The sequence below is a fragment of the Brevundimonas sp. genome (genome assembly GCF_035627055.1).
In the GTDB taxonomy this organism is placed as follows: Bacteria; Pseudomonadota; Alphaproteobacteria; order Caulobacterales; family Caulobacteraceae; genus Brevundimonas.
This window is the reverse complement of the sequence record NZ_DASPMM010000024.1, coordinates 60,530-83,136: the sequence shown is the minus strand read 5'-3', so window position 1 is coordinate 83,136 and position 22,607 is coordinate 60,530. Positions and strand designations below refer to the sequence as shown.

At 70.0% G+C, this 22,607-nt stretch carries 19 protein-coding genes; 7 read left to right on the top strand and 12 right to left on the bottom strand.

The window, feature by feature from the left end; translation table 11 throughout:
- Window positions 1-17: 17 nt before the first annotated feature.
- Both acs and VEA98_RS13625 read right to left on the bottom strand, forming a co-directional pair.
- Complete coding sequence (acs, locus tag VEA98_RS13630) at window positions 18-1,976, bottom strand: acetate--CoA ligase (RefSeq protein WP_324815483.1); 1,959 nt, start codon at window positions 1,974-1,976, stop codon at window positions 18-20.
- Window positions 1,977-2,028: 52 nt separating this feature from the next.
- Window positions 2,029-3,300, bottom strand: coding sequence for a NupC/NupG family nucleoside CNT transporter (locus tag VEA98_RS13625; protein ID WP_324815480.1), 1,272 nt, complete (start codon window positions 3,298-3,300; stop codon window positions 2,029-2,031).
- Window positions 3,301-3,519: 219 nt separating this feature from the next.
- On the opposite strand from VEA98_RS13625, the gene VEA98_RS13620 reads away from it, so the two are divergent.
- Window positions 3,520-4,512 carry a DUF4349 domain-containing protein gene (locus tag VEA98_RS13620; RefSeq protein WP_324815477.1) on the top strand — a complete coding sequence of 331 codons (993 nt, stop codon included), beginning with the start codon at window positions 3,520-3,522 and terminating at the stop codon, window positions 4,510-4,512.
- On the opposite strand, the gene VEA98_RS13615 is transcribed toward VEA98_RS13620, so the two are convergent.
- Window positions 4,509-5,384 carry a branched-chain amino acid aminotransferase gene (locus tag VEA98_RS13615; protein ID WP_324815472.1) on the bottom strand — a complete coding sequence of 292 codons (876 nt, stop codon included), beginning with the start codon at window positions 5,382-5,384 and terminating at the stop codon, window positions 4,509-4,511. The two genes, VEA98_RS13620 and VEA98_RS13615, sit on opposite strands and share 4 nt — an antisense overlap.
- 88 nt (window positions 5,385-5,472) lie before the next feature.
- Between VEA98_RS13615 and VEA98_RS13610 the strand changes: the two genes are divergently transcribed.
- From VEA98_RS13610 to VEA98_RS13600, 3 genes are all read left to right on the top strand, one after another.
- Window positions 5,473-6,204, top strand: coding sequence for a response regulator transcription factor (locus tag VEA98_RS13610; RefSeq protein WP_324815469.1), 732 nt, complete (start codon window positions 5,473-5,475; stop codon window positions 6,202-6,204).
- 7 nt (window positions 6,205-6,211) lie between these two features.
- A complete protein-coding gene (locus VEA98_RS13605) occupies window positions 6,212-7,555 on the top strand; it encodes an ATP-binding protein (protein ID WP_324815467.1) in 1,344 nt (447 codons plus the stop codon).
- A gap of 85 nt (window positions 7,556-7,640) precedes the next feature.
- Window positions 7,641-8,138, top strand: coding sequence for a hypothetical protein (locus tag VEA98_RS13600; RefSeq protein ID WP_324815464.1), 498 nt, complete (start codon window positions 7,641-7,643; stop codon window positions 8,136-8,138).
- Here VEA98_RS13600 and VEA98_RS13595 read toward each other — a convergent pair.
- The 3 genes from VEA98_RS13595 to VEA98_RS13585 all read right to left on the bottom strand — a co-directional run bounded on the left by VEA98_RS13595 (window position 8,128) and on the right by VEA98_RS13585 (window position 9,782).
- The gene (locus VEA98_RS13595) at window positions 8,128-8,934 is read right to left on the bottom strand and encodes a pyrroline-5-carboxylate reductase family protein (RefSeq protein WP_324815461.1); all 807 of its coding nucleotides are present in this window, start codon (window positions 8,932-8,934) and stop codon (window positions 8,128-8,130) included. The two genes, VEA98_RS13600 and VEA98_RS13595, sit on opposite strands and share 11 nt — an antisense overlap.
- 4 nt (window positions 8,935-8,938) lie before the next feature.
- The gene (locus VEA98_RS13590) at window positions 8,939-9,442 is read right to left on the bottom strand and encodes a YbjN domain-containing protein (protein WP_324815458.1); all 504 of its coding nucleotides are present in this window, start codon (window positions 9,440-9,442) and stop codon (window positions 8,939-8,941) included.
- A gap of 64 nt (window positions 9,443-9,506) precedes the next feature.
- On the bottom strand, window positions 9,507-9,782 hold the full coding sequence (locus VEA98_RS13585; RefSeq protein WP_324815456.1) for an accessory factor UbiK family protein: 276 nt from the start codon (window positions 9,780-9,782) through the stop codon (window positions 9,507-9,509).
- Window positions 9,783-9,964: 182 nt separating this feature from the next.
- Here VEA98_RS13585 and lgt point away from each other — a divergent pair, with 182 nt between their 5' ends.
- Genes lgt through pgeF form a run of 3 tightly spaced genes read left to right on the top strand, consistent with a single transcriptional unit; the run spans window position 9,965 to window position 12,717 of the window.
- The gene (gene lgt, locus VEA98_RS13580; protein WP_324815453.1) at window positions 9,965-10,870 is read left to right on the top strand and encodes a prolipoprotein diacylglyceryl transferase; all 906 of its coding nucleotides are present in this window, start codon (window positions 9,965-9,967) and stop codon (window positions 10,868-10,870) included.
- Window positions 10,871-11,944: a class I SAM-dependent methyltransferase gene (locus VEA98_RS13575; RefSeq protein WP_324815451.1), complete on the top strand. Its 1,074-nt coding sequence runs from the start codon at window positions 10,871-10,873 to the stop codon at window positions 11,942-11,944.
- Between the two features lie 2 nt (window positions 11,945-11,946).
- Window positions 11,947-12,717: a peptidoglycan editing factor PgeF gene (gene pgeF / locus VEA98_RS13570; RefSeq protein ID WP_324815449.1), complete on the top strand. Its 771-nt coding sequence runs from the start codon at window positions 11,947-11,949 to the stop codon at window positions 12,715-12,717.
- A 147-nt stretch (window positions 12,718-12,864) separates the two neighbouring features.
- Here the strand turns inward: pgeF and lpxC are convergent, their stop codons facing one another.
- From lpxC to VEA98_RS13540, 6 genes are all read right to left on the bottom strand, one after another.
- On the bottom strand, window positions 12,865-13,764 hold the full coding sequence (gene lpxC / locus VEA98_RS13565) for a UDP-3-O-acyl-N-acetylglucosamine deacetylase (RefSeq protein WP_324815549.1): 900 nt from the start codon (window positions 13,762-13,764) through the stop codon (window positions 12,865-12,867).
- 227 nt (window positions 13,765-13,991) lie between these two features.
- A complete protein-coding gene (gene ftsZ / locus VEA98_RS13560) occupies window positions 13,992-15,602 on the bottom strand; it encodes a cell division protein FtsZ (protein WP_324815447.1) in 1,611 nt (536 codons plus the stop codon).
- Between the two features lie 244 nt (window positions 15,603-15,846).
- Window positions 15,847-19,197: a TonB-dependent receptor domain-containing protein gene (locus tag VEA98_RS13555; RefSeq protein ID WP_324815443.1), complete on the bottom strand. Its 3,351-nt coding sequence runs from the start codon at window positions 19,195-19,197 to the stop codon at window positions 15,847-15,849.
- Between the two features lie 217 nt (window positions 19,198-19,414).
- Window positions 19,415-20,743, bottom strand: a complete 1,329-nt coding sequence (gene ftsA / locus VEA98_RS13550; protein ID WP_324815441.1) for a cell division protein FtsA — start codon at window positions 20,741-20,743, stop codon at window positions 19,415-19,417.
- Between the two features lies 1 nt (window position 20,744).
- A complete protein-coding gene (locus VEA98_RS13545; protein WP_324815438.1) occupies window positions 20,745-21,641 on the bottom strand; it encodes a cell division protein FtsQ/DivIB in 897 nt (298 codons plus the stop codon).
- Window positions 21,629-22,567, bottom strand: a complete 939-nt coding sequence (locus tag VEA98_RS13540) for a D-alanine--D-alanine ligase (protein WP_324815435.1) — start codon at window positions 22,565-22,567, stop codon at window positions 21,629-21,631. Before VEA98_RS13540 ends, VEA98_RS13545 begins: the two co-directional genes overlap by 13 nt.
- Window positions 22,568-22,607 lie beyond the last annotated feature (40 nt).

The window sequence follows — 22,607 nt, the reverse complement described above, 5'->3', positions numbered from 1 at the left end:
CTTCCGCGATGCTCCCCTCAGCTCCCGAGCGCCCCGGCCCGGTTGCGCACGAGGTCGTCGACCACCGCCGGATCGGCCAGGGTCGAGGTGTCGCCCAGGGCGTGGACCTCGTTCTCGGCGATCTTCCTCAGGATGCGCCGCATGATCTTGCCCGAGCGGGTCTTGGGCAGGCCGGGGGCCCACTGGATCACGTCCGGCGCCGCGATGGGGCCGATCTCGCGCCGCACCTGGGCGACCAGTTCCCTGCGCAGGTCCTCGCTCGCCTCGACGCCCGCGTTCAGCGTCACATAGGCGTAGATGCCCTGCCCCTTGATGTCGTGCGGGAAGCCGACCACCGCCGCCTCGGCCACCGCCTCGTGCAGCACCAGGGCGCTCTCGACCTCGGCCGTCCCCATCCGGTGGCCCGAGACGTTGATGACGTCGTCGACCCGGCCGGTGATCCAGTAGTAGCCGTCCTCGTCCCGGCGGCAGCCGTCGCCGGTGAAATACTTGCCCGGATAGGCGCTGAAATAGGTGTCGAAGAAGCGGGCGTGATCGCCCCAGACGGTGCGCATCTGGCCCGGCCAGCTGTCGGTGATGCACAGGTTGCCCGAGGCCGCGCCCTCCAGCACCTCGCCGTCCGCATCGACCAGCTGCAGCTCCACCCCCGGCAACGGCTTCGTCGCCGAGCCCGGTTTCAGGTCGGTCGCTCCCGGCAACGGCGAGACCAGGATGCCGCCCGTCTCCGTCTGCCACCAGGTGTCGACGATCGGGCAGCGCCCCTCGCCCACCACCTGGTGATACCAGCGCCAGGCCTCGGGATTGATCGGTTCGCCGACGCTGCCGAGCAGTCGCAGGGACCTGCGGGACGTGGCCTTCACCGGCTCGTCGCCCTCGCGCATCAGCGCCCGCAGGGCCGTCGGCGCCGTATAGAAGATCTCCACCTGGTGCTTGTCGATGATCCTCCAGAACCGGCTATGGTCCGGATAGTTGGGCACCCCTTCGAACATCAGCGTCGTCGCGCCATTGGCCAGCGGCCCGTAGACGCAATAGCTGTGGCCGGTGACCCAGCCGACATCGGCGGTGCACCAGAACACCTCGCCGGGCCGGTAGTCGAACACCAGCTCGTGCGTCCACGCCGCCCAGAACAGGTAGCCGCCGGTGGTGTGCAGCACCCCCTTGGGCTTCCCCGTCGAACCCGAGGTGTAGAGGATGAACAGCGGGTCCTCGGCCTTCATCGGCTCGCACGGACAGTCGTCCGAAACCCCGTGCTTGGCCTCGCCGTAGCGCACGTCCCGCCCCTCGACCATCGGCACGTCGGCGTTGGTGTGCGAGACGATCAGAACCTTCTCGACGAGCGCCCCCGCGCCCTTCTGCAGCGCCGCATCGACATTGGCCTTCAGCGGCACCCGCTTGCCGCCGCGCAGCCCCTCGTCGGCGGTGATCACCACCTTCGAGCCGCAGTCCTCGATCCGCCCGCACAGGCTGTCGGGCGAGAAGCCGCCGAACACCACCGAGTGCACCGCCCCGATCCGGGCGCAGGCCAGCATCGCCACCGCCGCCGCCGGGATCATCGGCAGGTACAGGGTGACCCGGTCGCCCTTCGCCACGCCCAGGCCCTTCAGCACATTGGCCATGCGGCAGACCTCGCGGTGCAGCTCGCGATAGCTCAGCTTGCCGGACTGGGCCGGGTCATCGCCCTCCCAGATGATCGCCGTCTCGTCGCCCCGCGTCTCCAGATGCCGGTCGAGGCAGTTCCAGGCGACGTTCAGCACCCCGTCCTCGAACCAGCGGATGCGGAAGTCCGCCTTGTCGAAGCTGACGTCCTTGATCCGGGTCGGAGCCGTCATCCAGTCCAGCCGCCGGGCCTGCTCGCCCCAGAAGGCGTCCGGGGTCTCGCGCGCCGCCGCCCTCCCGGCCTCGTAGCCGGCGGCGTTCATGCGGGCGCGCTGGGCCCATTCGGAGGGGACGGGATAGACGTCGTTGTCGTGGGTCATGGCCGGCGGATGCTGCCCCCGCCGCCCGCCCCGGTCAACGCGGCGCGGCCACCTAGCGGAAGATGGACGCCGGCATCGCCCCGACCACGGCCGCGGTCATCAGCGTGGCCAGGAAGCCGGCGAACAGCGCCTTCCACACCATGCCCAGCACCTCCTCGCGGCGTTCGGGCATCAGCACGCTGAGCCCCGTCACCGTGATCCCCACCGAGCCGATGTTGGCGAAGCCGCACAGGGCGTAGGTCATCAGCATCCGCGTCCGCTCGCTCATCTCCGCGACCGGAACCTTGCCCAGTTCGATGAAGGCCACGAACTCGGTCAGGGTCAGCTTGACCCCCAGCAGCCAGCCCGCCTTGCCCGCCTCGGACCACTCCACCCCGGTCAGCCACGCCGCCGGCATGAACAGCCAGCCCAGCAGCCGCTCCACCGTGACCACGTCCCCGAACAGCCAGAAGCCGCCCAGCATGATGTTGGCCAGCGCCACCAGCGCCACGAACACGATCAGCACCGCTGAGATATTCAGCACCACCATCAGCCCGTCGGCCGTGCCCTTGACGATGGCGTCGATGGCGCTGTCGTATTTCAGGGCCGAGTCATAGTCGGCGTGCGCCCCGCCCTCGCCCGGCCGCTCCGGCACCATGATCCGCGCCAGCAATATGCCCGCCGGCGCCGAGACGATCGAGGCGACCAGCACATGGCCCGCCGCATTGGGCATCACCGGCGCCAGGATCGCCGCATAGGCCACCATGGTCGACCCGGCCACCGTCGCCAGCCCCACCACCATCAGCAGGAACAGCTCCGACCGGGTCAGCTTGTCCAGATAGGCCCGGATCACGATCGGGCTCTCGATCATCCCGAGGAAGATGTTGGCCGCCACCGCCAGCGCCGACGCCCCGCCCAGTCCCATGGTGCGCTGGAACAGGAGGCCGAAGCCGTGGGTGATCCACTTCAGCACCTTCCAGTGCCACAGCAGCGCCGACAGGGCCGAGATCACCAGGATCAGCGGCAGCACCTGGAAGGCGAAGGTGAACAGCGCCCCCTCGTTGGCCACCGCATAGGGCTGGTCGCCCCCGGCCAGATAGCCGAACACGAACTGCGTCCCCCGCTGCGTCGCCGCGTTCAGCCCGTCGACCGCCCCCGTGATCGCCGCCAGCACGGCCTGCGACCCCGGGATGGCGAACAGCGCCAGCACCAGCGCGGCCTGAACCGCGACGGCGCCGAGCGCCAGCTTCCACGGAAAGGCCCGCCGGTTCTCCGACAATCCCCAGCAGGCCGCGACGATGACGGCGAGCCCCAGCAGGCTTTGCAGGTTCAGGACGCTGAACATGGATGCTTTCCCCGGCCGGCTCCCCCGCCGATCCCGCCCCGTTGAACGCCACGCGCCCCGGAATGGCAAGCCGCCCGTCGGCGCGGTCAGCCGCGGGTAACCACGACCCGAAGAAGACGCCGCGCGGCCAAGGTTCCGCTTCACCCCGGCCCACAGTTCGCCGCGATCCCGGCGCGCCATCACGGAACCGTGATCACCACGGCGACAGGGAGAACGACGATGCGAAAGGCTCTGATGCTGGCCGCCGCCAGCGCACTGGTTCTGTCCGCCTGCCAGCCGGCGGCCGAGACGCCGCCTGCCGACCAGGCCGCCGAACAGGCGGCCGCGGAGGTCGCTATCGCGCCGCCGGTTCCAGACGGCGCGGCGAGAGCGCCCCAGGCGGTGGCCCGCCCGTCCCGCCGGCCTGCAGCCCAGACCGACGCGACAGCCTCGCTGCACGTCCGCCCGTCATCGGGAATCATGGAAGCCGCGGCGCCCGCCGTCGCCGAGGTCGCCTCGCCCGCCCCCGCGCCGCTCGCCCCCGTCGCCCGGATCGCCTACGCCTTCAGCTATGTGATGTCCGTGCCCGCCGATCGCGGCGCCGAGCTGATGAGCCGGCACGAGTTCGCCTGCGTCACCGCCGGTCCGGGCCTCTGTCAGGTCGTCTCGGCCAACGCCGACTGGGCCTCGCGCCGCCCCGGCGGCCGGCTTGAGATGCGCGGCCAGCCCGACTGGATCAACCGCTTCCGCGCCGGCCTGGCGCTCGACGCCCAGAACGCCGGCGGCCGGCTGGAGGAAGCCCTGACCGAGGGCGAGGACGTCACGCGTGGCATGGACGCGGCCGCCACGGGGGCGAAGACCTCGGCCTCGCTGGCCGAACGCATCCGCGAGCTTCAGCGCCGCCCGGGCGGAACCATGGCCCAGCGCCTGCAGATCGAGCGGGAGCTGGCCGACCTGCAGCGCCAGTACGACGCCCAGCAGCTCGAGCTGAAGGCGCTCAACGACCGGGTCCAGAGCGCCCGCCTGACGCTCGAATACCGTCAGGGCGGCGTCATGGGCGCCGACAGCCCGACCCGCCCGGTCGCCCGCGCCCTCTCCGACGCCTTCGGCCTCTCGATGGGCATGCTGGCGGTGCTGATCACCATCGGCTCGGTGCTGCTGCCGGTCGCCATAATCGGCGGCGCGGTCTGGTGGGCGGTGGTCCGGCGCAAGAGGCCGACTGCGGCTGCCTAGCCGCGTCGCACCAGTCGGCCGTAGTCTTCCATCAGGCCGAGGCTCAGGGCGCCGGGAGTGAATCGGTATTCGCCGATCTCGCTTACCGGCGTCACCTCGGCCGCCGTGCCGGTCAGGAAGCATTCGCTGAACGTGGCCAGCTCCTCGGGGAGGATGTGTCGCACCTTGACCTCGATGCCCCTGGCCTTCGCCATCTCGATGACCGTCTGGCGCGTGATGCCGTCCAGGATCGCGTCGACCGGCGGGGTATGCAGCACCCCGTCCTGCACGAAGAAGACGTTCGCCCCGGTCGCCTCGGCGACGTAGCCGCGCCAGTCCAGCATCATGGCGTCGGCGTACCCGCGCTTCTCGGCCGCGGTCTTGGACATGGTGCAGATCATGTACAGGCCCGCCGCCTTGGCCGCCGACGGCGCTGTGGCCGGGTCGGGCCGGCGCCATTTCGACCATTCCAGCCGGATGCCGCGGGCCTTGGTCTCCGGGTCGAAATAGCTGGGCCACTCCCACACCGCGATGGCGACGCGGACCTTGTTGTTGACGGCCGAGACGCTGACGGTCTCCGGGCCGAGGAAGGCCACCGGCCGCACATAGCAGTCGGCGAGCCCCATCTTCTCGCAGGTCGCCTTGCAGGCCGCGTCGATCTCGGCCACGCTGTAGGGAAGGTCGAAATCCAGCAGGTTTGCAGAGCGCTTCAGGCGTTCGCTATGCGGGGTCAGCTTGAAGATTTCGCCGTCATACATACGCTCACCCTCGAAAACCGACGAGCCGTAGTGAAGGGCATGGGTCAGAACGTGCGTTTTCGCGTCCCGCCAGGGCACGAAATCGCCGTCCATCCAGATCCAGCCGTCACGATCGTCGAAAGGAACGAAGGCCATTGAATAACGTCTCCCGCGTCTGTCCCCGGGTTAGAGCCGCCTGCATCCGGGAGGTCAACGCCTCCGCCGCCGGTGGGGCCGCATCCGCATGAGCGACCTGCGCCCCTACGGCCGGTCGGGCCCGGTCGCCGGCCCCGGCGCGGGCCGTCACCTGCTGGTCGTCGACGACGACGACCGCATCCGCGAACTGCTCAAGGAATTCCTCGCCCGCGAGGGCTATCGCGTCACCGGGGCCGCCCACGCCGCCGCCGCCAGGCGGCTGATGGAGCTGATCGAGTTCGACCTCGTGGTTCTGGACGTGATGATGCCGGGCGAAAGCGGCTTCGACCTCACCACCTGGGTGCGCGGCAAGGCCGAGACTTCGAAGACCCCGGTCCTGCTGCTCACCGCCCGCGGCGATCCCGACGACCGCATCGAGGGCCTGTCGCGCGGCGCCGACGACTACATGTCCAAGCCGTTCGACCCGCGCGAGCTGGCCCTGCGCGTCGACGCCATCCTGCGCCGCACCGGCGGGAAGCCCCTGACCCCGCGCGAGATCAAGCTGGGGCCCGCGGTGTTCGACATGGAGCGGCTGGAGCTGTCGAAGGACGGCAAGCCCCAGCGCCTGACGGAGGCCGAGGCCCAGCTGCTCAAGACCCTCGCCATCCACGCCCACGCCCCGGTCGAACGCATGAGCCTGTCGCCCGACACCGCCGACATCACCGGCCGCGCCGTCGACGTCCAGGTCACCCGCCTGCGCCGCAAGCTGGAAGCCGACCCCAAGAACCCGCGCTACCTCCAGACCGTGCGGGGCGTCGGCTACATGCTGGCCCCGGACTGAGCCGCCGATGCGCCTGCTTCCCGCCGGCGTCTGGGCCCGGGTGCTGAAGCGGCGCCTGCCGACCTCGCTGTGGGGCCGGTCGCTGCTGATCATCGTCCTGCCCGTCCTGGTCATGCAGGTGGCGGTGACCTGGGCCTTCTTCGACATGCATTGGCAGACGGTGACGGCCCGGCTGTCGGAAGGCCTCGCCGGCGACATCGCCTGGGCGTCCGAGAGCTACGCCGAGGATCCGACGCCGCGAAACCTGGCCGTCATCGCCGACCGGGCCCAGCGCTCCATGTCCCTGTCGGTCGACCTGCGCGAGGGCGACGTGCTTCCGCGCGAGCAGGAGCGCGGCCCCATCGGCGTCGTCGACCGCACCCTGGAGGAGGCGCTGACCTCGCGCCTGGACCGCCCGTTCTGGTTTTCGACCACCCAGTATCCGGCCTATGTCGACATCCGGGTGCAGCAGCCCGACGGCGTGCTGCGCATCATCGCCCCGCGCGAGCGGGCCGTCGCCACCCAGGCCCACATCTTCGTTGTCTGGCTGTTCATCGCCACCGTCCTGCTGATGGGCGTGGCCATCCTGTTCATCCGCAACCAGGTCCGCGCCATCGAGCGCCTGGCCGAGGCCGCCGAGGCCTTCGGGCGGGGCGAGGCGCGCGAGCGCTTCAAGCCCCACGGCGCCCGCGAGGTCCGCGCCGCGGCCCAGGCCTTCATGGACATGCGCGACCGCATCCAGCGCCACATCGACCAGCGCACCGCCCTGCTCGCCTCGGTCAGCCACGACCTGCGCACCCCCCTGACCCGGCTTCGCCTCGAGCTCGCCCTCGCCCCGCCGTTCAAGCGCTCCTCGGCCATGCAGGGCGATCTCGACGAGATGGAGCACATGATCGACGAATACCTCGCCTTCGCCCGCGGAGAAGCCGGCGAGGCGGCTCAGACGGTGTCGATCAACGAGCTGCTGGCGGTGGCGGCCGAGGACGCCCGCCGCGCCGGCGCCGAGGTCGAGGTCCACGCCCCCGGCGACCTGTCCGCCACCCTGCGTCCCCTCGCCCTCAAACGCGCCCTCGCCAACCTGGCCGGCAACGCCGCCGCCCATGGCGAACATGTCCGCCTCGGGGCCCGCAGTCTGCCGTCCGGGGGGCTCGAGATCACCGTCGAGGACGACGGGCCGGGCATTCCCGCCGACATGCACGAGGAGGCCTTCCGCCCGTTCTCGCGCCTCGACGCCTCGCGCAACCAGAACCGCAAGGGCGTCGGCCTCGGCCTCGCCATCGCCCGCGACGTGGCCCGAAGCCACGGCGGCGACATCACCCTCGACCGCAGCGACCTGGGCGGGCTGCGCGCCGTCATCCGCCTGCCCGGCTGAGACCGATCACAAATTGTCGCGCGGCACTGGCCAAGCGGAGCCGTGACGCCCATCTTCCGGTGCGACAGGGGTGTCGGAGGAATAGATGATGCGCAAACTCGCCTTTCTCGCTCCCCTTACGGCCGTGCTCGCCGTGGCCGCTGGTCCGGCCCTGGCCGATCCCGCCTCGATCACCGTCACCCTCGGCCCCGACCTTCAGGAGAAGGCGGGAGACCTCGGCGAACGCGAGGTGCGCCAACAGGCCGACCGGCTCGCCGACGTAGTCCGCGCCGCCCTCGCCCGCAGCGGCCGTCTCGACGGCGCCCGCGTCGAGCTGGTCCTGACCGATCTGAAGCCGAACCATCCGACGTTCGAACAGATGGCGGCACGGCCCGGCCTCGACGCTCACCGCAGCCTCTCCATCGGCGGCGCCGCCATCGAGGGCAGCATCACCACCGCCGAGGGCCAGGTCCTGCCGGTCCGCTACGACTGGTATTCGACAAGCCTGGCCGAGGTTCGCGGCTTCACCACCTGGCAGGACGCCGACCGCGCCTATCAGCGCCTCGCCAGCCGGCTGGTCGACGGCCGCGACCTCAGCCGCTGATCGTACGGGCCCGCTGAACGGCGGCCTCGACCGCGGCTTCGGCCGCGCGCTCGAGGCCGCCCGTCGCCTGCATGGCGTCGAGGCCGGCCCGCGTCGTGCCCCCCGGCGAGGCGACCCGGCCGATCAGCGCCTCGAGCGACTGGCCCGCTTCCACCCCGGCCCCCGCCGACCGCAGCGCGCCCCGCGCCAGCCGTTCGGCCGCCTGCGCGGACAGCCCCTGTCTTTCCCCCGCCCGCGCCAGGGCTTGGACGAAGGCGTGAATGAAGGCCGGCGCCGAGCCCGCGACCGCCGTTGCGGCGTCCATCAGCGCCTCGTCCTCCAGATCCACCACATCGCCGATCGGGCCGAACAGACCCCGGGCGATCTCGCGCGCTTCGGAGTCGCCTGACCACAGCGCCGCCACGCCTCTCGCCTGCGCCACGCCCGTGGTCGGCATCACCCGGGCCACCCGACGGCCGGCGACGCCGGCGATCCCGGACGCGCTCACCCCCGCCATAACCGAGACGATGACGGCGTCGCCAGGAAGACGTTCCAGCAGGGGTGCGACAGCCTCCCGCCATTTCCCCGGCTTCACCGCCAGCACCACGGCGCGGGCGTCCGTCAGCGCGTCTGTCGAAGGGTTGACCCGCGCGCCGAGCGCCCGCGCCGCCTCGGCGGCCGGCTTCTCAGACGGAGTCAGGATGATCAGATCGCCCGGCGCGACGGTTCCGGTCGCCAGCCACCCTTCCAGGATGGCCGAGCCCAGCCGTCCGCAGCCCACCAGGAGCACGGCGCCGCTTTCGGATGGCTGGGTCATGGCCTCAGGCCGTGCCGACGGTCTCGAACAGGCAGGAGTCGATCGCGTCCTGCGGCTTCTTGTTGCCGCGGATCATGAAGTCGAAGGCGGGGTAGTAGCGGTCCGCCGCCTCGACCGCCGCGTCGATCATCGAGGCGGCCTGCCCCAGCGTCGGACGCTCGCCCATCGGCAGGGCCAGCGAATGGCGGAAGACGATTTCGCCGTCCTCGGCCCAGACCTCAAAATGGCCCATCCAGGTGCGCTGGTTGATCAGGCCGACCAGTTCATAAGCCGCCGCCCGCCGCGCCTTCGACGCCTGCAGGTCCAGGGCGCAGCACAGCTGCAGGCAGTCGCCTTCCGGCCGCCAGGCGAACCACAGCTCATAGTCCTTCCAGTCCCCCGCCAGGGCGAAGGCGAGATCGCCCTCGTCGGTGCGGTCGAACGGCAGGTTCTCGGCCACGAGGACGTGCTCCACGACATCCAGCGGGTCGTAGGGAACCTCGACTTCTTCGGGCCGGGCAGTGTCCATCAAGCGGTCTCCGGGCGCGACTCACGCCCTGTCAGGGAACGGTAGGCGGGTTCGCAGATTCGGCTCAACCGGCTGCGTCCTGTGCGGGAGAAGCCGCTGTGGACGTTCCCTTTTGAGGCTTCTTCGCCGCCTTCAGCGTGGCGATTTCGGCTCGCAGCGCCGCAATTTCGGCTTTCAGCACGTCGAACTCGTCACGGCGGACGAGGTCCATGTCGGCCACGAAACGGTCGGCCTGGGCGCGAAAAGCGGTCTTGGCCTCCTCGCCGGCCGCCTGGGCCAGCCCCATGGCCCCGGTCGTCAGCTTGGCGAACTCGTCGAGGATGGGATTGCGGGTCTGCATGAAAACTCTCCGACTCGGGCAGGCGAGCCTCGTTAAGGGATGGTTGCCCGATATGGTGAACGAAACCTTGCTGTCGATGCGGCGTGTGGCGGCATTGGGGCGAAGGCAGCGGTGGAAAAATCGGGGACGCGCCCGGCGACGCTTGCTAAACCCCGTCCCAGCAACCGCCTGCAGGAGCGCCCGTGCAATTCCCCGAGTTCGATCCCGTCCTGTTCAGCATCGGCCCGCTGGACATCCGCTGGTACGCCCTCGCCTATGTCGCCGGCATCGTGCTCGGCTGGTGGTACGCCAACCGGCTGGCCAGCAACAACGCGGTCTGGCAACCCGGCAAGCCGCCGGTCACGACGGTCCAGCTCGATGACCTGGTGCTGTGGATCACCCTCGGAATCATTCTCGGCGGCCGCTTCGGCTACGCCCTGTTCTACAAGCCGTCTCTGTACGCCGACCTGTTCGGAGGGGCGGACTGGGGCGACCGCCTGGCCCTGTTCCGCCTCTGGGACGGCGGCATGTCGTTCCACGGCGGCCTGATCGGCGTCACCCTGGCGATCTGCTGGTTCGCCTGGAGGAACAAGGTCCGCCTGCTCAGCCTCGGCGACCTGGTCGCCCCCGTCGTGCCGATCGGCCTGTTCTTCGGCCGCCTCGCCAACTTCATCAACGGCGAGCTCTGGGGCCGCCCCACCGACGCGCCGTGGGGCATGAATTTCTGCAGCAGCCGGATGCGCGAGATCTACGGCGCCAGCTGCGAGGTCTTCATCAACGGCCAGCCGCAGGGCCCCGGCGACGTCGCCCGCCATCCCAGCCAGCTGTATGAAGCCGGTCTGGAGGGGATCGCCCTGGCGCTGATCCTGTGGCTCGCCGTCTACAAATGCCGCCTGCTGGCCAAGCCGGGCTATGTCACCGGCCTCTTCCTGTTCGGCTACGGCCTGGTCCGCGCCTCGCTGGAGAACGTGCGCCAGCCCGACTTCGGCATGGAGAACCTGCCGCTGGGCCTGACCATGGGCATGATGCTGTCGATTCCGATGATGCTGGTCGGCGCCTGGCTGATCTGGCGCGCCTGGAGCCGGCCGCCGGTCGCCGCGGGGGCCTGAGTGTCGCTGAAGGACCGGCTCGCCCGGGAAATCGCCCTGACCGGGCCGATGACGGTCGCCGACTACGTCACCCGCTGCCTGCACGATCCGCAAGGCGGCTACTACGCCACCCGGCCGGCCATCGGCGCCACCGGCGACTTCATCACCGCGCCGATGATCAGCCAGATGTTCGGCGAGCTGATCGGCCTGTGGGCCATCGAGCTGTGGGAACGGCTGGGCGCGCCCGAGCGGGTGCGGCTGGTCGAGGTCGGCCCCGGCGACGGGACCCTGATGGCCGACGCCCTGCGCGCCGCCCGTCTGGCCCCGGACTTCCTCCGCGCCGTCGACCTGATCCTGATCGAGCCCAGCCCGCCGCTGCGCGAGGCCCAGGCGCGCATGCTGGCCGACAGCGACGTCCACCCGCGTTGGGTCTCGTCGCTGGACCGCATCGAGACCGACGCCCCGGTGATCCTGATCGCCAACGAGGTGCTGGACTGCCTGCCCGCCCGTCAGTTCGTGAAGACGCAGGACGGCTGGGCCGAGCGCTGCGTCGGCGTCACCGACGACGGCGGCCTGACCTTCGGGCTGAAGACCATCACCGCCGGCTTCAAACGCCCGGCGTTCGCCGTCGAGCCGGGCCAGACGATCGAAATCTCGGAACAGCAGGCCGTGTTCGGGCGCGAGGTCGCCAGCCTGATCAAGGCCGCCTCCGGCGCCGCCCTGCTGATCGACTACGGCCGCGCCCGCCCCGAGGCCGGCGACACCCTGCAGGCGCTGCGCCGGCACCAGAAGGTCGATCCGCTGGAAACGCCGGGCGAGGCCGACCTGACCCAGTGGGCCGACTTCCCGACCGTGCTGGAGGCCGCCGTCCACGCCGGCGCCGACGTCACCGGCTGCCTCGGCCAGGGCGAGTTCCTCCAGCTGCTCGGCATCGAGGCCCGCGCCGACCGACTCAAGGACGGCCGCCCTGACGCCGCCCCGATCATCGATCGCCAGCTCGCCCGCCTGACCGCCGACGACCAGATGGGGCGGCTGTTCAAGGCGTGCGCGATCTTCTCGCCGCGGACGCTGGTGGTTCCGGGCTTCGAGGACTGACGATGGCGCTGGAGCCGATCACCCATCCCCTGCTCGACCGGGCCGGCGTCCGCCACGGCTTCTTCACCCGCCAGGGCGGCGTCTCGACCGGCCTCTACGACAGCCTCAACACCGGGGTGGGTTCAAGCGACGATCCGGCCGCCGTGGCCGAAAACCGCCGCCGGATCGCCGCCCACTTCGGCGGAATGTCCGACGACATCGCCGCCTGCTACCAGATCCACTCCGCCGTCGCGCGCGTCGCCGAGGCCGGCTGGAAGGGCGAGCGGCCCGAGGGCGACGCCACGGTCACCGCCGCGCCCGGGGTGGTCTGCGCCGTCCTCACCGCCGACTGCGCCCCGGTGCTGCTGGCCGACCCGGAAGCCGGCGTCGTCGGCGCGGCCCACGCCGGCTGGAAGGGCGCGCTCGGCGGCATCGTCCACTCCACCGTGGCGGCCATGGAGGCGCTCGGCGCCCGTCCCGCCCGCATGGTCGCCGTCGTCGGCCCCTGCATCGCCCAGGCCAGCTACGAGGTCGGCGCCGACTATCAGGACCGGTTCGAGCACCACGACCCCGGCAGCGGCCGCTTCTTCGCCCCCGGCGCAGGGCCCGACAAACGCCAGTTCGACCTGCCCGGCTATGTCCTGTGGCGGCTGGAGCAGGCCGGCGTCGCCGACGCCGCCTGGACCGGCGACGACACCCGCGCCGACGCGGCCCGGTTCTTCTCGAACCGCCGGGCCTATCTGAACGGAGAGCCGGACTTCGGGCGGCTGATGAGCGCGATCAGGCTGACGTGACGCCTCTCCCTCCCCTTTATGGGGAGGGACGATCGCGAAGCGATCCGGGTGGGGTTCGAATGGGCCGGGGCGCGGACTGACGTTCCCCACCCTGTCGTCGCTTCGCGCCGACATCCCTCCCCATGAAGGGGAGGGAGAACGCGGGTCTTACCCCGCCATCGCCATTTCCGGCACGCGCGTCACCTCGCGCCACGCCTGCGGCTTGGCCAGCAGTTCGCGGACCAGCAGGTTGTTGATGGCGTGACCCGCCTTGACGCCCTCGTAGCGGCCCAGCAGGGGCGCGCCCAGCACATACAGGTCGCCGATGGCGTCCAGCGCCTTGTGCTTCACGAACTCGCGCTCCATGCGCAGCCCGCCCGGGTTCAGGATCTGGTCGCCGTCGATGACCACGGCGTTCTCCAGCGAACCGCCGCGGGCCAGGCCGGCGCGGCGCAGGGCCTCGACCTCATGGGCGAAGCCGAAGGTGCGGGCGGCCATGATCTCGTTGCGGAAGGTGTCCTCGTCGACGACGAAATCCACCACCTGGTTGCCGATCACCGGCGTCGGGAAGTCGATCTCGAAGCGCATCTCGTAGCGGTCGCACGGCAGCAGGGCGGCGCTCTTGTCGCCCTCCTGGACCCGGATCGGCTCAAGGATCTCGATGTAGCGGACCGGCGCCTCCTGGCGGCGGAAGCCGGCGCGGTCCAGCAACTGGACGAACTGCAGCGCCGAACCGTCGAGGATCGGCAGCTCCGGCCCGTCTACCTCGATCACGGCGTTCGACACGCCCAGGGCCGAGAAGGCGGCCATCAGATGCTCGATGGTCGACAGGCGGACGCCGGCGGCGTTTTCGATCATGGTGTTCAGGCGGGCGTCGACGACGGCCTCGCCCGAGACCGGAATGCGGTTGTCGCGGTCGGTGATGTCGGTGCGCACGAAGACGATGCCCGTGCCGACCGGCGCCGGGCGCACGGCCAGGCGCACGCGGTCGCCCGTGTGCACGCCGACGCCGGCGATGATCGCGGGCGCGACGGTGGTCTTCTGGTGATGGTCGTTGCGGACCGGCAAACTCAAACTCGCTCTTACTTGCGCCCCGCCTCTGCGTGCGGATTACGCCCCACGAACCGTCTAACGGCCCGGGGCCCAGCGGAAAATGAAAGTCGGGTTTCGGATTGTTTCGTTAACGGGAGGCAGCAGGCAGCAGGCAGCAGGTCCGTTACAGGTCGTCGTTCCTCAGCAAGCGAAAAGGCGGCCCGAAGACCGCCTTCCCTGCTGCCTGTTGCCTGTTGCCTGGCCTAGTTCGCCAGCCGCCGCAGGAACGACGGGATCTCCAGATCGTCCTCGGCCTGGCCCTGGTCGGGCTCGGGCGTCGGCTGGACCTGGCTGGTCGAGCGCATCTCGGTGGTGCGCGTCTGGGGCGCATAGGTCGGCTGAGCCGGCTGGCGCTTGCCGCGCCCGAACAGGCTCCAGCCCGACTTGCGGTGATCCCGGTCGTCGTGATCGTCGTAGGCCGGCTCGTCGCGGCGCTGTTCCGGCTCCGGACGGTCGCCCGTGCGATCCATATAGAGGTCGCCCTGGGCCACCGGCGCCGTCGCCTGGGCGGCGGTGCGCGGCGAGGACTCATACTCCTCGACCCACGGATCGACGATCGGCTCCAGCGTGCGCTCTTCGGCGACGTGGATCACCGGCTCCGGGCGCGGCTCGGGGGCCCGGGCCACGGCGCCGTAGGTCGGCTGGGTGGACTGAAAGGTCGGAACGATCGGCGCGGGCTCGGGCTGGCGCGGAGCCTCGGCCCGGACGGGCTCGCGGCCGAAGTCGCGGGCGGGCTCGCGCACCGCTTCCTGGCGCACCGGCTCGGCGCGCGAGGCGGCGTACGAAGGCGTCGGGCGGCGCGTGTCGAAGGCCGGGGCGCTGCTGTTCGACGGCGTCTGCGCCGCGGCCAGGTCTTCCATGCCGGTGGCCACGACCGAGACGCGGATCTTGCCGTCCAGCGCCGGATCGAAGGCGGCGCCGAAGATGATGTTGGCGTCGGAGTCGACCTCGCCGGCGATGGCGTTGGCGGCTTCGTCGACTTCCAGCAGGGTCATGTCCATGCCGCCGGTGATGTTGACCAGCACGGCCTTGGCGCCCTTCAACGAGGTCTCGTCCAGCAGAGGGTTGGCGATGGCGTTCTGGGCCGCCATCAGGGCCCGGTCGTCGCCCGAGGCCTCGCCCGTGCCCATCATCGCCTTGCCCATCTCGGACATGACGGCGCGGACGTCGGCGAAGTCGAGGTTGATCAGGCCCGGCAGGATCATCAGGTCAGTTATCGAGCGCACGCCCGAGTGCAGCACCTGGTCGGCCATGCCGAAGGCGTCGGCGAAGGTGGTGCGTTCGTTGGCGACGCGGAACAGGTTCTGGTTCGGAATGACGATCAGGGTGTCGACGTAGCGCTGCAGCTCGGCGATGCCGGCCTCGGCCAGGCGCATGCGGTGACGCCCCTCGAAGGTGAAGGGCTTGGTCACCACGCCGACGGTCAGGATGCCGCGGTCGCGGGCGCATTTGGCGATGACGGGGGCCGCGCCGGTGCCGGTGCCGCCGCCCATGCCGGCGGTGATGAAGACCATATGGGCGCCGTCCAGGTGCCCGTAGATCTCCTCGGCCGACTCCTCGGCGGCGTTCATGCCGACCTCGGGGTGGGCGCCCGCGCCCAGGCCCTGCGTAATGGTCTCGCCCAGCTGGACGCGCCGGTCGGTCTTGGCGAACGACAGGTGCTGCGCGTCGGTGTTGGCGACGACGAACTCGACCCCTTCAAGGCCGGCGTCGATCATGTTGTTGACGGCATTGCCGCCGGCGCCGCCGACGCCGAAGACGACGATCCGGGGCTTCAGTTCCGTGTGTTGCGGACGCACCAGCGAGAGAGACATTCTAATTCCGACCTTAGGTTCCGACCCTGCCCTGCAGCCCCGATGCGAAAACCCCGCCGAATCGCATTGGTTATGAGCGCGTTAAGGAAACACCCCATCTGCTTAAGGGAGTGTTACCGGATAGGCTGAGTCGGGCCGCGAGCCACGGAATTCATTAACCTTCGCCGCAGATTCCGGGATGTGGACAACGAAAAAGGGCGGCTCTTTCGAGCCGCCCTTTCCGTCTTGGTCCTGACGTCTGTTCTTAGAACGGACGGTAGTTCAGGCCGATGAAGTAGCGCGTTCCGTACGGGTCGAAGTTCGAGAACACGGCGGTGCCCAGCCACGGCGCCTGTTCGGCGTCGAAGGCGTTGACCACGCCGGCCCGCAGCGACAGGTCGTCGCGAACGTTCCAGCGGACCGTGAAGTCGTGGCGGGCGTAGTTGCCCGTCTCGATGTACTCGACCGGACGGCTGTCCGAGTTGGACACGTAGTTGCGCAGTTGCACGATGTCCTGCGACGTCTGCCAGTCGACCGTCCAGTTCACGCTCCAGGTGTCGTTGGGCGTGTAGGTCAGCGACGAGGTGAAGCGGACGCGGGGGTAGAAGGTGCCGCTGCTGAGCTCGGTGCCGTCCTCGGGGTCGTCGGCGTTCAGGAACTGCTCCTGTTCGATCAGCCACAGGCCGCCGATCGAGTAGTCCAGACGGCCCAGGTTGCGGCCGAAGGTCTCTTCGATGTCGAGGCTGTAGCGCGCCGTGAAGTCCAGACCACGGGTGGTCAGGGCGGCGTAGTTGATCGAGCCCTGGATGAAGCCGCCGATCGGATCGCCGACCGGACCGCCGACCCAGAAGGCCTCGTCCGGGTCCGAACGGTTCCGGAAGATGGTGTCGCAGGCGGCCGTGTTCAGCGTGGTGCCGCTGACGCAGTTGTTGGCGGCCGTCTGGGCCGAGACCGAGGCGATGACGTCCTCGATTTCGATCTCGTAGTAGTCGAGCACCAGCGAGAAGTTCGGGAAGAACCGCGGCTGGATCACCGTCGAGAAGGTGAACGATTCCGAGGTTTCCGGCCGCAGCAGCGGGTTGCCGCCGAGAACGCCGGCGATGCCCGAGGTGTAGTTCGGCAGGAAGTCGTCGGTGGTCGTCACCGTGGCGCCGCCGAAGTCGAACGACAGGCCCTGCTGCGCGGCGAGGGCCGAGCAGTTGGCGATCCGGTTATCGCGGACTTCGTTGTCGGTCAGGTTGCCGATGACCGTCGTCGAGCAGGGATCGGTGAAGCCGTTGGCGAAGGTCTGGCTGAAGGGCGAGAAGTTCTCACCCAGGTCCGGCACCCGCACCGAGGAGTTGAAGCTGGTCTTGAAGGCGATGTCCTGGATCGGACGGTAGACCAGGTTGATGCCGTAGACGTCCAGCTCGCCCACCGTCGAATAGTCGGCGTAGCGGTACGAACCACTCAGCTCGGCGTATTCGCCCAGCCAGCTGTCACGGAACAGCGGGATCGACAGTTCGGCGAAGGCTTCGTCGCTCTCGTACTGGGCGCCCGGGAAGTCCGGACCCGTGTTCAGGAACAGGAAGCGGCCGTTGGTGTCGGCATCGCGGCCCACGCCTTCGGTGTATTCGCGGCGGTGCTCGACGCCGAGGGCGACGCCGATCGGGCCGGCGCCCCACAGGTCCCACAGTTCGCCGGCGGCCGAAGCGATCAGTTGCTCCTGCTCGTTGCGTTCCGTGACGCCGATCGTGGCGTCCACATAGGCCAGGGCGGCCGGGTCCTGGTTGCCGTCGCCGAAGATGTTCAGCGGCACGCACTCGTCAACCGCGGCCTGGCCGTAGCCCTGCATGGTGCGGATGTCCTCGCCGGCGAAGATGCCGTTTTCGTACTCGAGCGGCAGGCCCTGCGCGTCCAGCAGCTGGACGCGGCAGACGATCTCGCCCGGGTTGCCGTTGACCAGGCCGGCGGTGTCGATGACCGAGTCGGCGGCCAGGCCGAAGCGGATCGAGTCGACGCCGCGTTCGCGGTTCTCGACCTCGACTTCACCGTAGGTGTAGCCGATGTCCCAGTTGATGTTGTTGACGAAGCCCAGGCGGTCGAACGAACCGCTCAGGCCGGCCACATAGCGGTTCAGGACGCGTTCGTTGTCCTGGGTGCGGTCGGGGCCGAACATGGTGTGACGGGCCAGCTGCAGGATGCCCAGGGGCGTGCTGCAGTCGCTCGGCGTGGTCGTGGTCGGCGCGGTGCACCCGTACAGGACGTTGGTCGCGATGGCGTTCTTGACCAGGTCCGGCAGGAAGGCGTTGTCGTCCCAGCGCAGGTCGATCGACTGGACGCCCCACATCGAGTTCAGCCCGTCCGGCGAGTACGACGTGTTGTCCAGGTCGAAGTCGAAGAAGGTCGGCTGGGAGATGTCGAAGGTGTCTTCGGTGACATGCTTGGCTTCGATGAAGCCGCGGATGTTGTCCGTGATCTGGATGTTGGCGCCGGCCTGGAAGCGGGCCGATTCCGAGTGCGGGACGATCGACAGGGTCGAGAAGTTCGCCGCATTCACGCCGTCGCCGCCGTAGTTGTACGGACGGCTGACGCCGGTGTTGCCGATCCGGGTGCCGAAGTTGGCCGGACGGGCCGTCGTGCCGTCATACCAGTAGGTGTAGCCCGGAGCCACGGCGTAGCAGCTGGCGGCGTAGGTGAAGATACAGCTGCTGCCCGAGAAGTTGGCCACGTCCGGGTCGTTGGTGGGGCTCAGCGGGGTCACGTGCACGACGGTCGTCTGGCCCCAGCGCGGACGGTCCATGCGGACCGGCGAGCGGAACAGGTGCGTGTCGATGGTGCCGTCCGTCGTCGGGCCGATGGCCGCGTTGGTCGGATCGGCGTCCATGCCGAGCAGGTAGTAGCCGTCGTTGATCCAGTCGACGTCGAACGCCGTGACCTGGTCGACTTCTTCATACTCGCCGTGGGCGTAGAGGTTCAGACGGTCGTCGAGGAAGTTGTGGCCGATCAGGGCCGAGAGGCGCTTCGAAGCTTCGCCGTTCTCGTTGATCATGCCGTAGTTGGCGTCGATCTCGACGCCTTCGAAGTCCTTGCGCAGGACGAAGTTCAGCACGCCGGAGACGGCGTCGGCGCCGTACACGGACGAGGCGCCGCCGGTGACGATCTCGATGTTCTCGATCAGCAGGCGCGGGATGGTGTCGACGTCGACCGCGAGCGAGCCGCCGTTCGAACCGACGTGACGGCGGCCGTCGACGAGGGTCAGGGTGCGGTTCGAGCCCAGCGAGCGCAGGTTGGCCAGTGACAGGCCGCCGTCACCCAGGCCGGAGCCCGTGGTGTCCGACGGAACGACCGAGTTCGACAGGGCCGGGATGGTGGCCAGGTAGTCGATCACGGTCGACTGACCGGTGGTCAGCAGCTGTTCGCGCGAAACCGAGATCAGCGGGGTCGGCGAGTTCGTCGGGTCGCGACGGATACGCGAACCGGTGATGACGACCTCTTCGATCTGCGTCGCTTCCTGGCCTTGCTGGCCCTGGACGTTGACGCCGGGAAGCTGGTCTTGAGCCAGGGCCGGAGCCGCGGCGGCGACAACGCCCGCTAGGATCGTCGTGCCGAAGAGAAACTTGCGCTTGAGAAGCATGTGTTAGGGCCCCAACCGGTGATGAAACAAGATGCGTCCTCCGCCGTCGACGGAGTCCGCTTCGAATTGGCACGCTACCAGCAACGAAGGCCGCGGCAAGGGAATGTGGCGGACCGGCGCCCAATCAAGGCAGGGTCTGTTACAATCTGGACACAGTCTTGTTGGGCGACTGAAACCCCTGCCAGCGCCGCTTCCAGGGCGCCGGGCCTTGGCTTTGTTAGAGATTTTCCCGCAGCCAGCCGGCCGCCCGGGCCACAATTCCGCCCCGGTGCATGCGCGGCGCATCCGCCGCCGTAATCTGCCGCGACATCAGTTTCCGGGCCGAGACGGCCTCGCGCGGACCGTAGGCGGCGCGCAACAGCACCCCGGCGGCCGAACAGAAGGCCGGCCCCGAGGCCGCGTCGGCCAGGTGCGGCGCGCGCTGCGGCTTGCCCAGCCGCACCGGCCGGTCGAACACCCGCACCGCCAGCTCGCGCACGCCGTTCAGCTGGCTGGCCCCGCCGGTCAGCACCAGGCCGGCGCCGGGCTCCAGCCCCACGCCCGCGTTGCGCAACCGGTCGCGCAGCAGCTCCAGCGTCTCCTCGACGCGCGGGGCGATGACCGTCTTCAGCATGGCCCGCGGCACCACCACCGGCCCGGCCGAGGGATCCTCGCCGCGCGGCGGGGCCTCCAGCATCTCGCGGTCCTCGTTGGCCGAGGCCATGGCCGAGCCGTGCAGGGTCTTCAGCCGCTCGGCCCCGGCCCGCGAGGTCGACAGGCCGCGGGCGATGTCCGCGGTCACATGGTCGCCGCCGACGTTCAGGCTCTCGATATGCAGCAGGCTGCGCCCGCCCCACACCGCGGCCGAGGTCGCGCCCCCGCCCATGTCGATGCAGACGCAGCCCAGATCCATCTCGTCGTCTTCCAGCGCCGCCAGCGACGAGGCCACCGGCGCCGCCACCACGCCCTGCAGATCGAGGTGGGCCAGTTCCAGGCAATGGCTCAGGGCGGTGAAGGCGCTCTCGGCCATCGACACGACCAGCAGGTCCAGTCCCAGCGAGTGCCCCCGCATCGCCCGCGGATCGTGCACGCCGCGCGCGCCGTCGACCGACCAAGCGATCGGCAGCACGTGGATCGGCCGCCGGTTCGGCAGGCGGATCTGCGCCAGGGCCATGGCGATGGCCCGCGCCAGATCGGCGTCCCCGACCGGATTGGCCCCCAGCGAGACGCGGGCCTGCACCCGGTGGCTGGCCATCTGGCCGATGGCCGTGGTCACGACCACGCCCGAGACCGGCGAGCCCGCGGCCCGCTCGGCCCGCTCGACCGCGTGGCCGATGGCCTGCGCCGCCTCGTCCATATTGACGATGCCGCCGCCGCGGATGCCGCGCGACTGCACGTGGCCCGCCCCCGCCACCCGGATGGTGCGGTCGGCGTGGCGCACGCCGTCGGGCTTCATGATGAAGCAGCCGACCTTCGACTGGCCGAGGTCCAGCGCGGCCACGACCGGCGCGCGGCCCGCGGCGGTCTTGCCGCCATCCACAGACTTGTCCACTACCCGTCCCGCCATACTAGGTTCCGCCCTGGGCTTCGCCGGCGGAGGGCCGGACGGCGACCTCTTCCGGCGTTCTCAGATCGATGCGGGCGAACCCGAGTTCCAGCAGCCGCTCGCGCTGGTCCAGCGCGTCCAGCTGGATCAGGGCCGCATCCTGATCGGTGGCCGGCAGCTGGATCAGGCTGCCGTCCTTGAGGCGCAGGTCCCAGCGCCGCTCGTCGACCCGCACCAGCGCCTCCAGCCGGGCCATCAGCCGCGGCCGTTGCGCGATCAGCGGCAGCACCTCGGCCGCCGCCTGCTCGGCGCCCTTGCCCACCACCAGCGGCAGGTTCGGATAGCGGCCGGCGTCGGCGCCGCGGATCACCTGCCCGTGGCTGTCGATGACCATGTTGCGCCCGCCCGCCTGCCAGATGGCCAGCCGGTCGTGCTCCGTGACGTGGACGATCAAGGTGTTGGGCAGCAGCCGCACGATCCGGGCCGACTTGACCCAGCCGACCTGCTCGACCCGCTCGCGCACGGCGTCGAGATCGATCGAGGTCATGGCCTGCCCGCCGTCCAGCTGCACGGCGCGCTGGATGGCGGCGGTGGCCTCCGCGGACTCGCCCTCGATGAAGACCTTCTCCAGCTTCAGCCCCATGCCCACGGCCATGCCGTCGACGCCCTGGCCGATGGAGGCGCTGATCCGGTCCGCGCGCGCGCCCGTGGCCAGCACGCCCGCCAGCACCACGACGCCGGCGGCGATGGAGATCATGACGGCGCGCGGCGACAGGTCCAGCCGCCCGATCGCCGCCACCTTGCCCGGCACGGCCGGCGCGTTGCGGGGCGCGCGGCCCCTGCCCCCCTTGGGAGCCGCGGGCCGCTTGGCGGGCTGTTTCGAATTCTGTCGCCGACCGCCGCGAACTACCGCGGGCATGAGGCGTCCTCCACCATCCACCGGACCAGGTCTTTGTACCCCATCCCCCCATGGGCGGCCTGCTCGGGGACGAGCGAGGTCGGCGTCATGCCGGGCTGGGTGTTGACCTCCAGAAGAACGAGATCGTCGTTAAGATCGTCATAACGAAAGTCCGTCCGCGACACGCCGCGGCAGCCCATTGCGGCATGCGCCAGCTCGGCCTGGCGCAGCGCCGCCTCGAACACGTGCGGAGGAATCTCGGCCGGCAGCCTGTGGATCGATCCGCCCGGCGCATATTTGGCTTCGTAGTCGTAGAAGCCCTTCACGGGCGTGATGTCGGTCACCGTCAGCGCCCGCGGCCCCGTCGCCTCGCCCATCACCGCCACGCACAGCTCCTTGCCGGCGATGAACGGCTCGACCATCACCTGTTCGCCGTAGGTCCAGCCCGGCTCGCCGACCTCGGCCACCGGGCGGTTGGCGCCCTCGCGAACCAGAAACACCCCGACCGAAGAGCCTTCGGCGTTCGGCTTGACCACATAGGGCGGCTCGATGACGTGGCGGCTGGCCACCTCGTGCCGGTCGTACAGCCCGCCGCCCGGCACGGTGATCCCCGCCGCCTTCAGCACCGCCTTGGACTTGTGCTTGTCCATGGCCAGCGCCGAGGCCAGCACGCCGGAGTGGGTGTAGGGAATGGCCAGGGTCTCGAGCACGCCCTGGACGCAGCCGTCCTCACCCCACGCCCCGTGCAGGCAGTTCAGCACCACGTCCGGCTTCAGCGCCGTCAGCACCTCGGCCAGATCGCGCCCGGCGTCGACGCGGCTGACCCGCGCCACCTGCCCTTCCAGCGCATCGGCGCAGCCCTTGCCGGACGTCAGCGACACCTCGCGCTCCGCCGACAGTCCGCCCATCAGCACGGCGACATGAAGGTCTGCGAAGGGGCGGGTCATGCGAAGCTCCGGAACAGTCACCGCAATGCGACAGCCGTCC

What these genes read in the sequence shown, in the direction of transcription:
- acs (WP_324815483.1), bottom strand. Translation starts at nt 1,976, where the DNA reads ATGACCCACGACAACGACGTCTATCCCGTCCCCTCCGAATGGGCCCAG.
- VEA98_RS13625 (WP_324815480.1), bottom strand. Translation starts at nt 3,300, where the DNA reads ATGTTCAGCGTCCTGAACCTGCAAAGCCTGCTGGGGCTCGCCGTCATC.
- VEA98_RS13620 (WP_324815477.1), top strand. Translation starts at nt 3,520, where the DNA reads ATGCGAAAGGCTCTGATGCTGGCCGCCGCCAGCGCACTGGTTCTGTCC.
- VEA98_RS13615 (WP_324815472.1), bottom strand. Translation starts at nt 5,384, where the DNA reads ATGGCCTTCGTTCCTTTCGACGATCGTGACGGCTGGATCTGGATGGAC.
- VEA98_RS13610 (WP_324815469.1), top strand. Translation starts at nt 5,473, where the DNA reads ATGAGCGACCTGCGCCCCTACGGCCGGTCGGGCCCGGTCGCCGGCCCC.
- VEA98_RS13605 (WP_324815467.1), top strand. Translation starts at nt 6,212, where the DNA reads ATGCGCCTGCTTCCCGCCGGCGTCTGGGCCCGGGTGCTGAAGCGGCGC.
- VEA98_RS13600 (WP_324815464.1), top strand. Translation starts at nt 7,641, where the DNA reads ATGATGCGCAAACTCGCCTTTCTCGCTCCCCTTACGGCCGTGCTCGCC.
- VEA98_RS13595 (WP_324815461.1), bottom strand. Translation starts at nt 8,934, where the DNA reads ATGACCCAGCCATCCGAAAGCGGCGCCGTGCTCCTGGTGGGCTGCGGA.
- VEA98_RS13590 (WP_324815458.1), bottom strand. Translation starts at nt 9,442, where the DNA reads ATGGACACTGCCCGGCCCGAAGAAGTCGAGGTTCCCTACGACCCGCTG.
- VEA98_RS13585 (WP_324815456.1), bottom strand. Translation starts at nt 9,782, where the DNA reads ATGCAGACCCGCAATCCCATCCTCGACGAGTTCGCCAAGCTGACGACC.
- pgeF (WP_324815449.1), top strand. Translation starts at nt 11,947, where the DNA reads ATGGCGCTGGAGCCGATCACCCATCCCCTGCTCGACCGGGCCGGCGTC.
- ftsZ (WP_324815447.1), bottom strand. Translation starts at nt 15,602, where the DNA reads ATGTCTCTCTCGCTGGTGCGTCCGCAACACACGGAACTGAAGCCCCGG.
- VEA98_RS13555 (WP_324815443.1), bottom strand. Translation starts at nt 19,197, where the DNA reads ATGCTTCTCAAGCGCAAGTTTCTCTTCGGCACGACGATCCTAGCGGGC.
- ftsA (WP_324815441.1), bottom strand. Translation starts at nt 20,743, where the DNA reads ATGGCGGGACGGGTAGTGGACAAGTCTGTGGATGGCGGCAAGACCGCC.
- VEA98_RS13545 (WP_324815438.1), bottom strand. Translation starts at nt 21,641, where the DNA reads ATGCCCGCGGTAGTTCGCGGCGGTCGGCGACAGAATTCGAAACAGCCC.
- VEA98_RS13540 (WP_324815435.1), bottom strand. Translation starts at nt 22,567, where the DNA reads ATGACCCGCCCCTTCGCAGACCTTCATGTCGCCGTGCTGATGGGCGGA.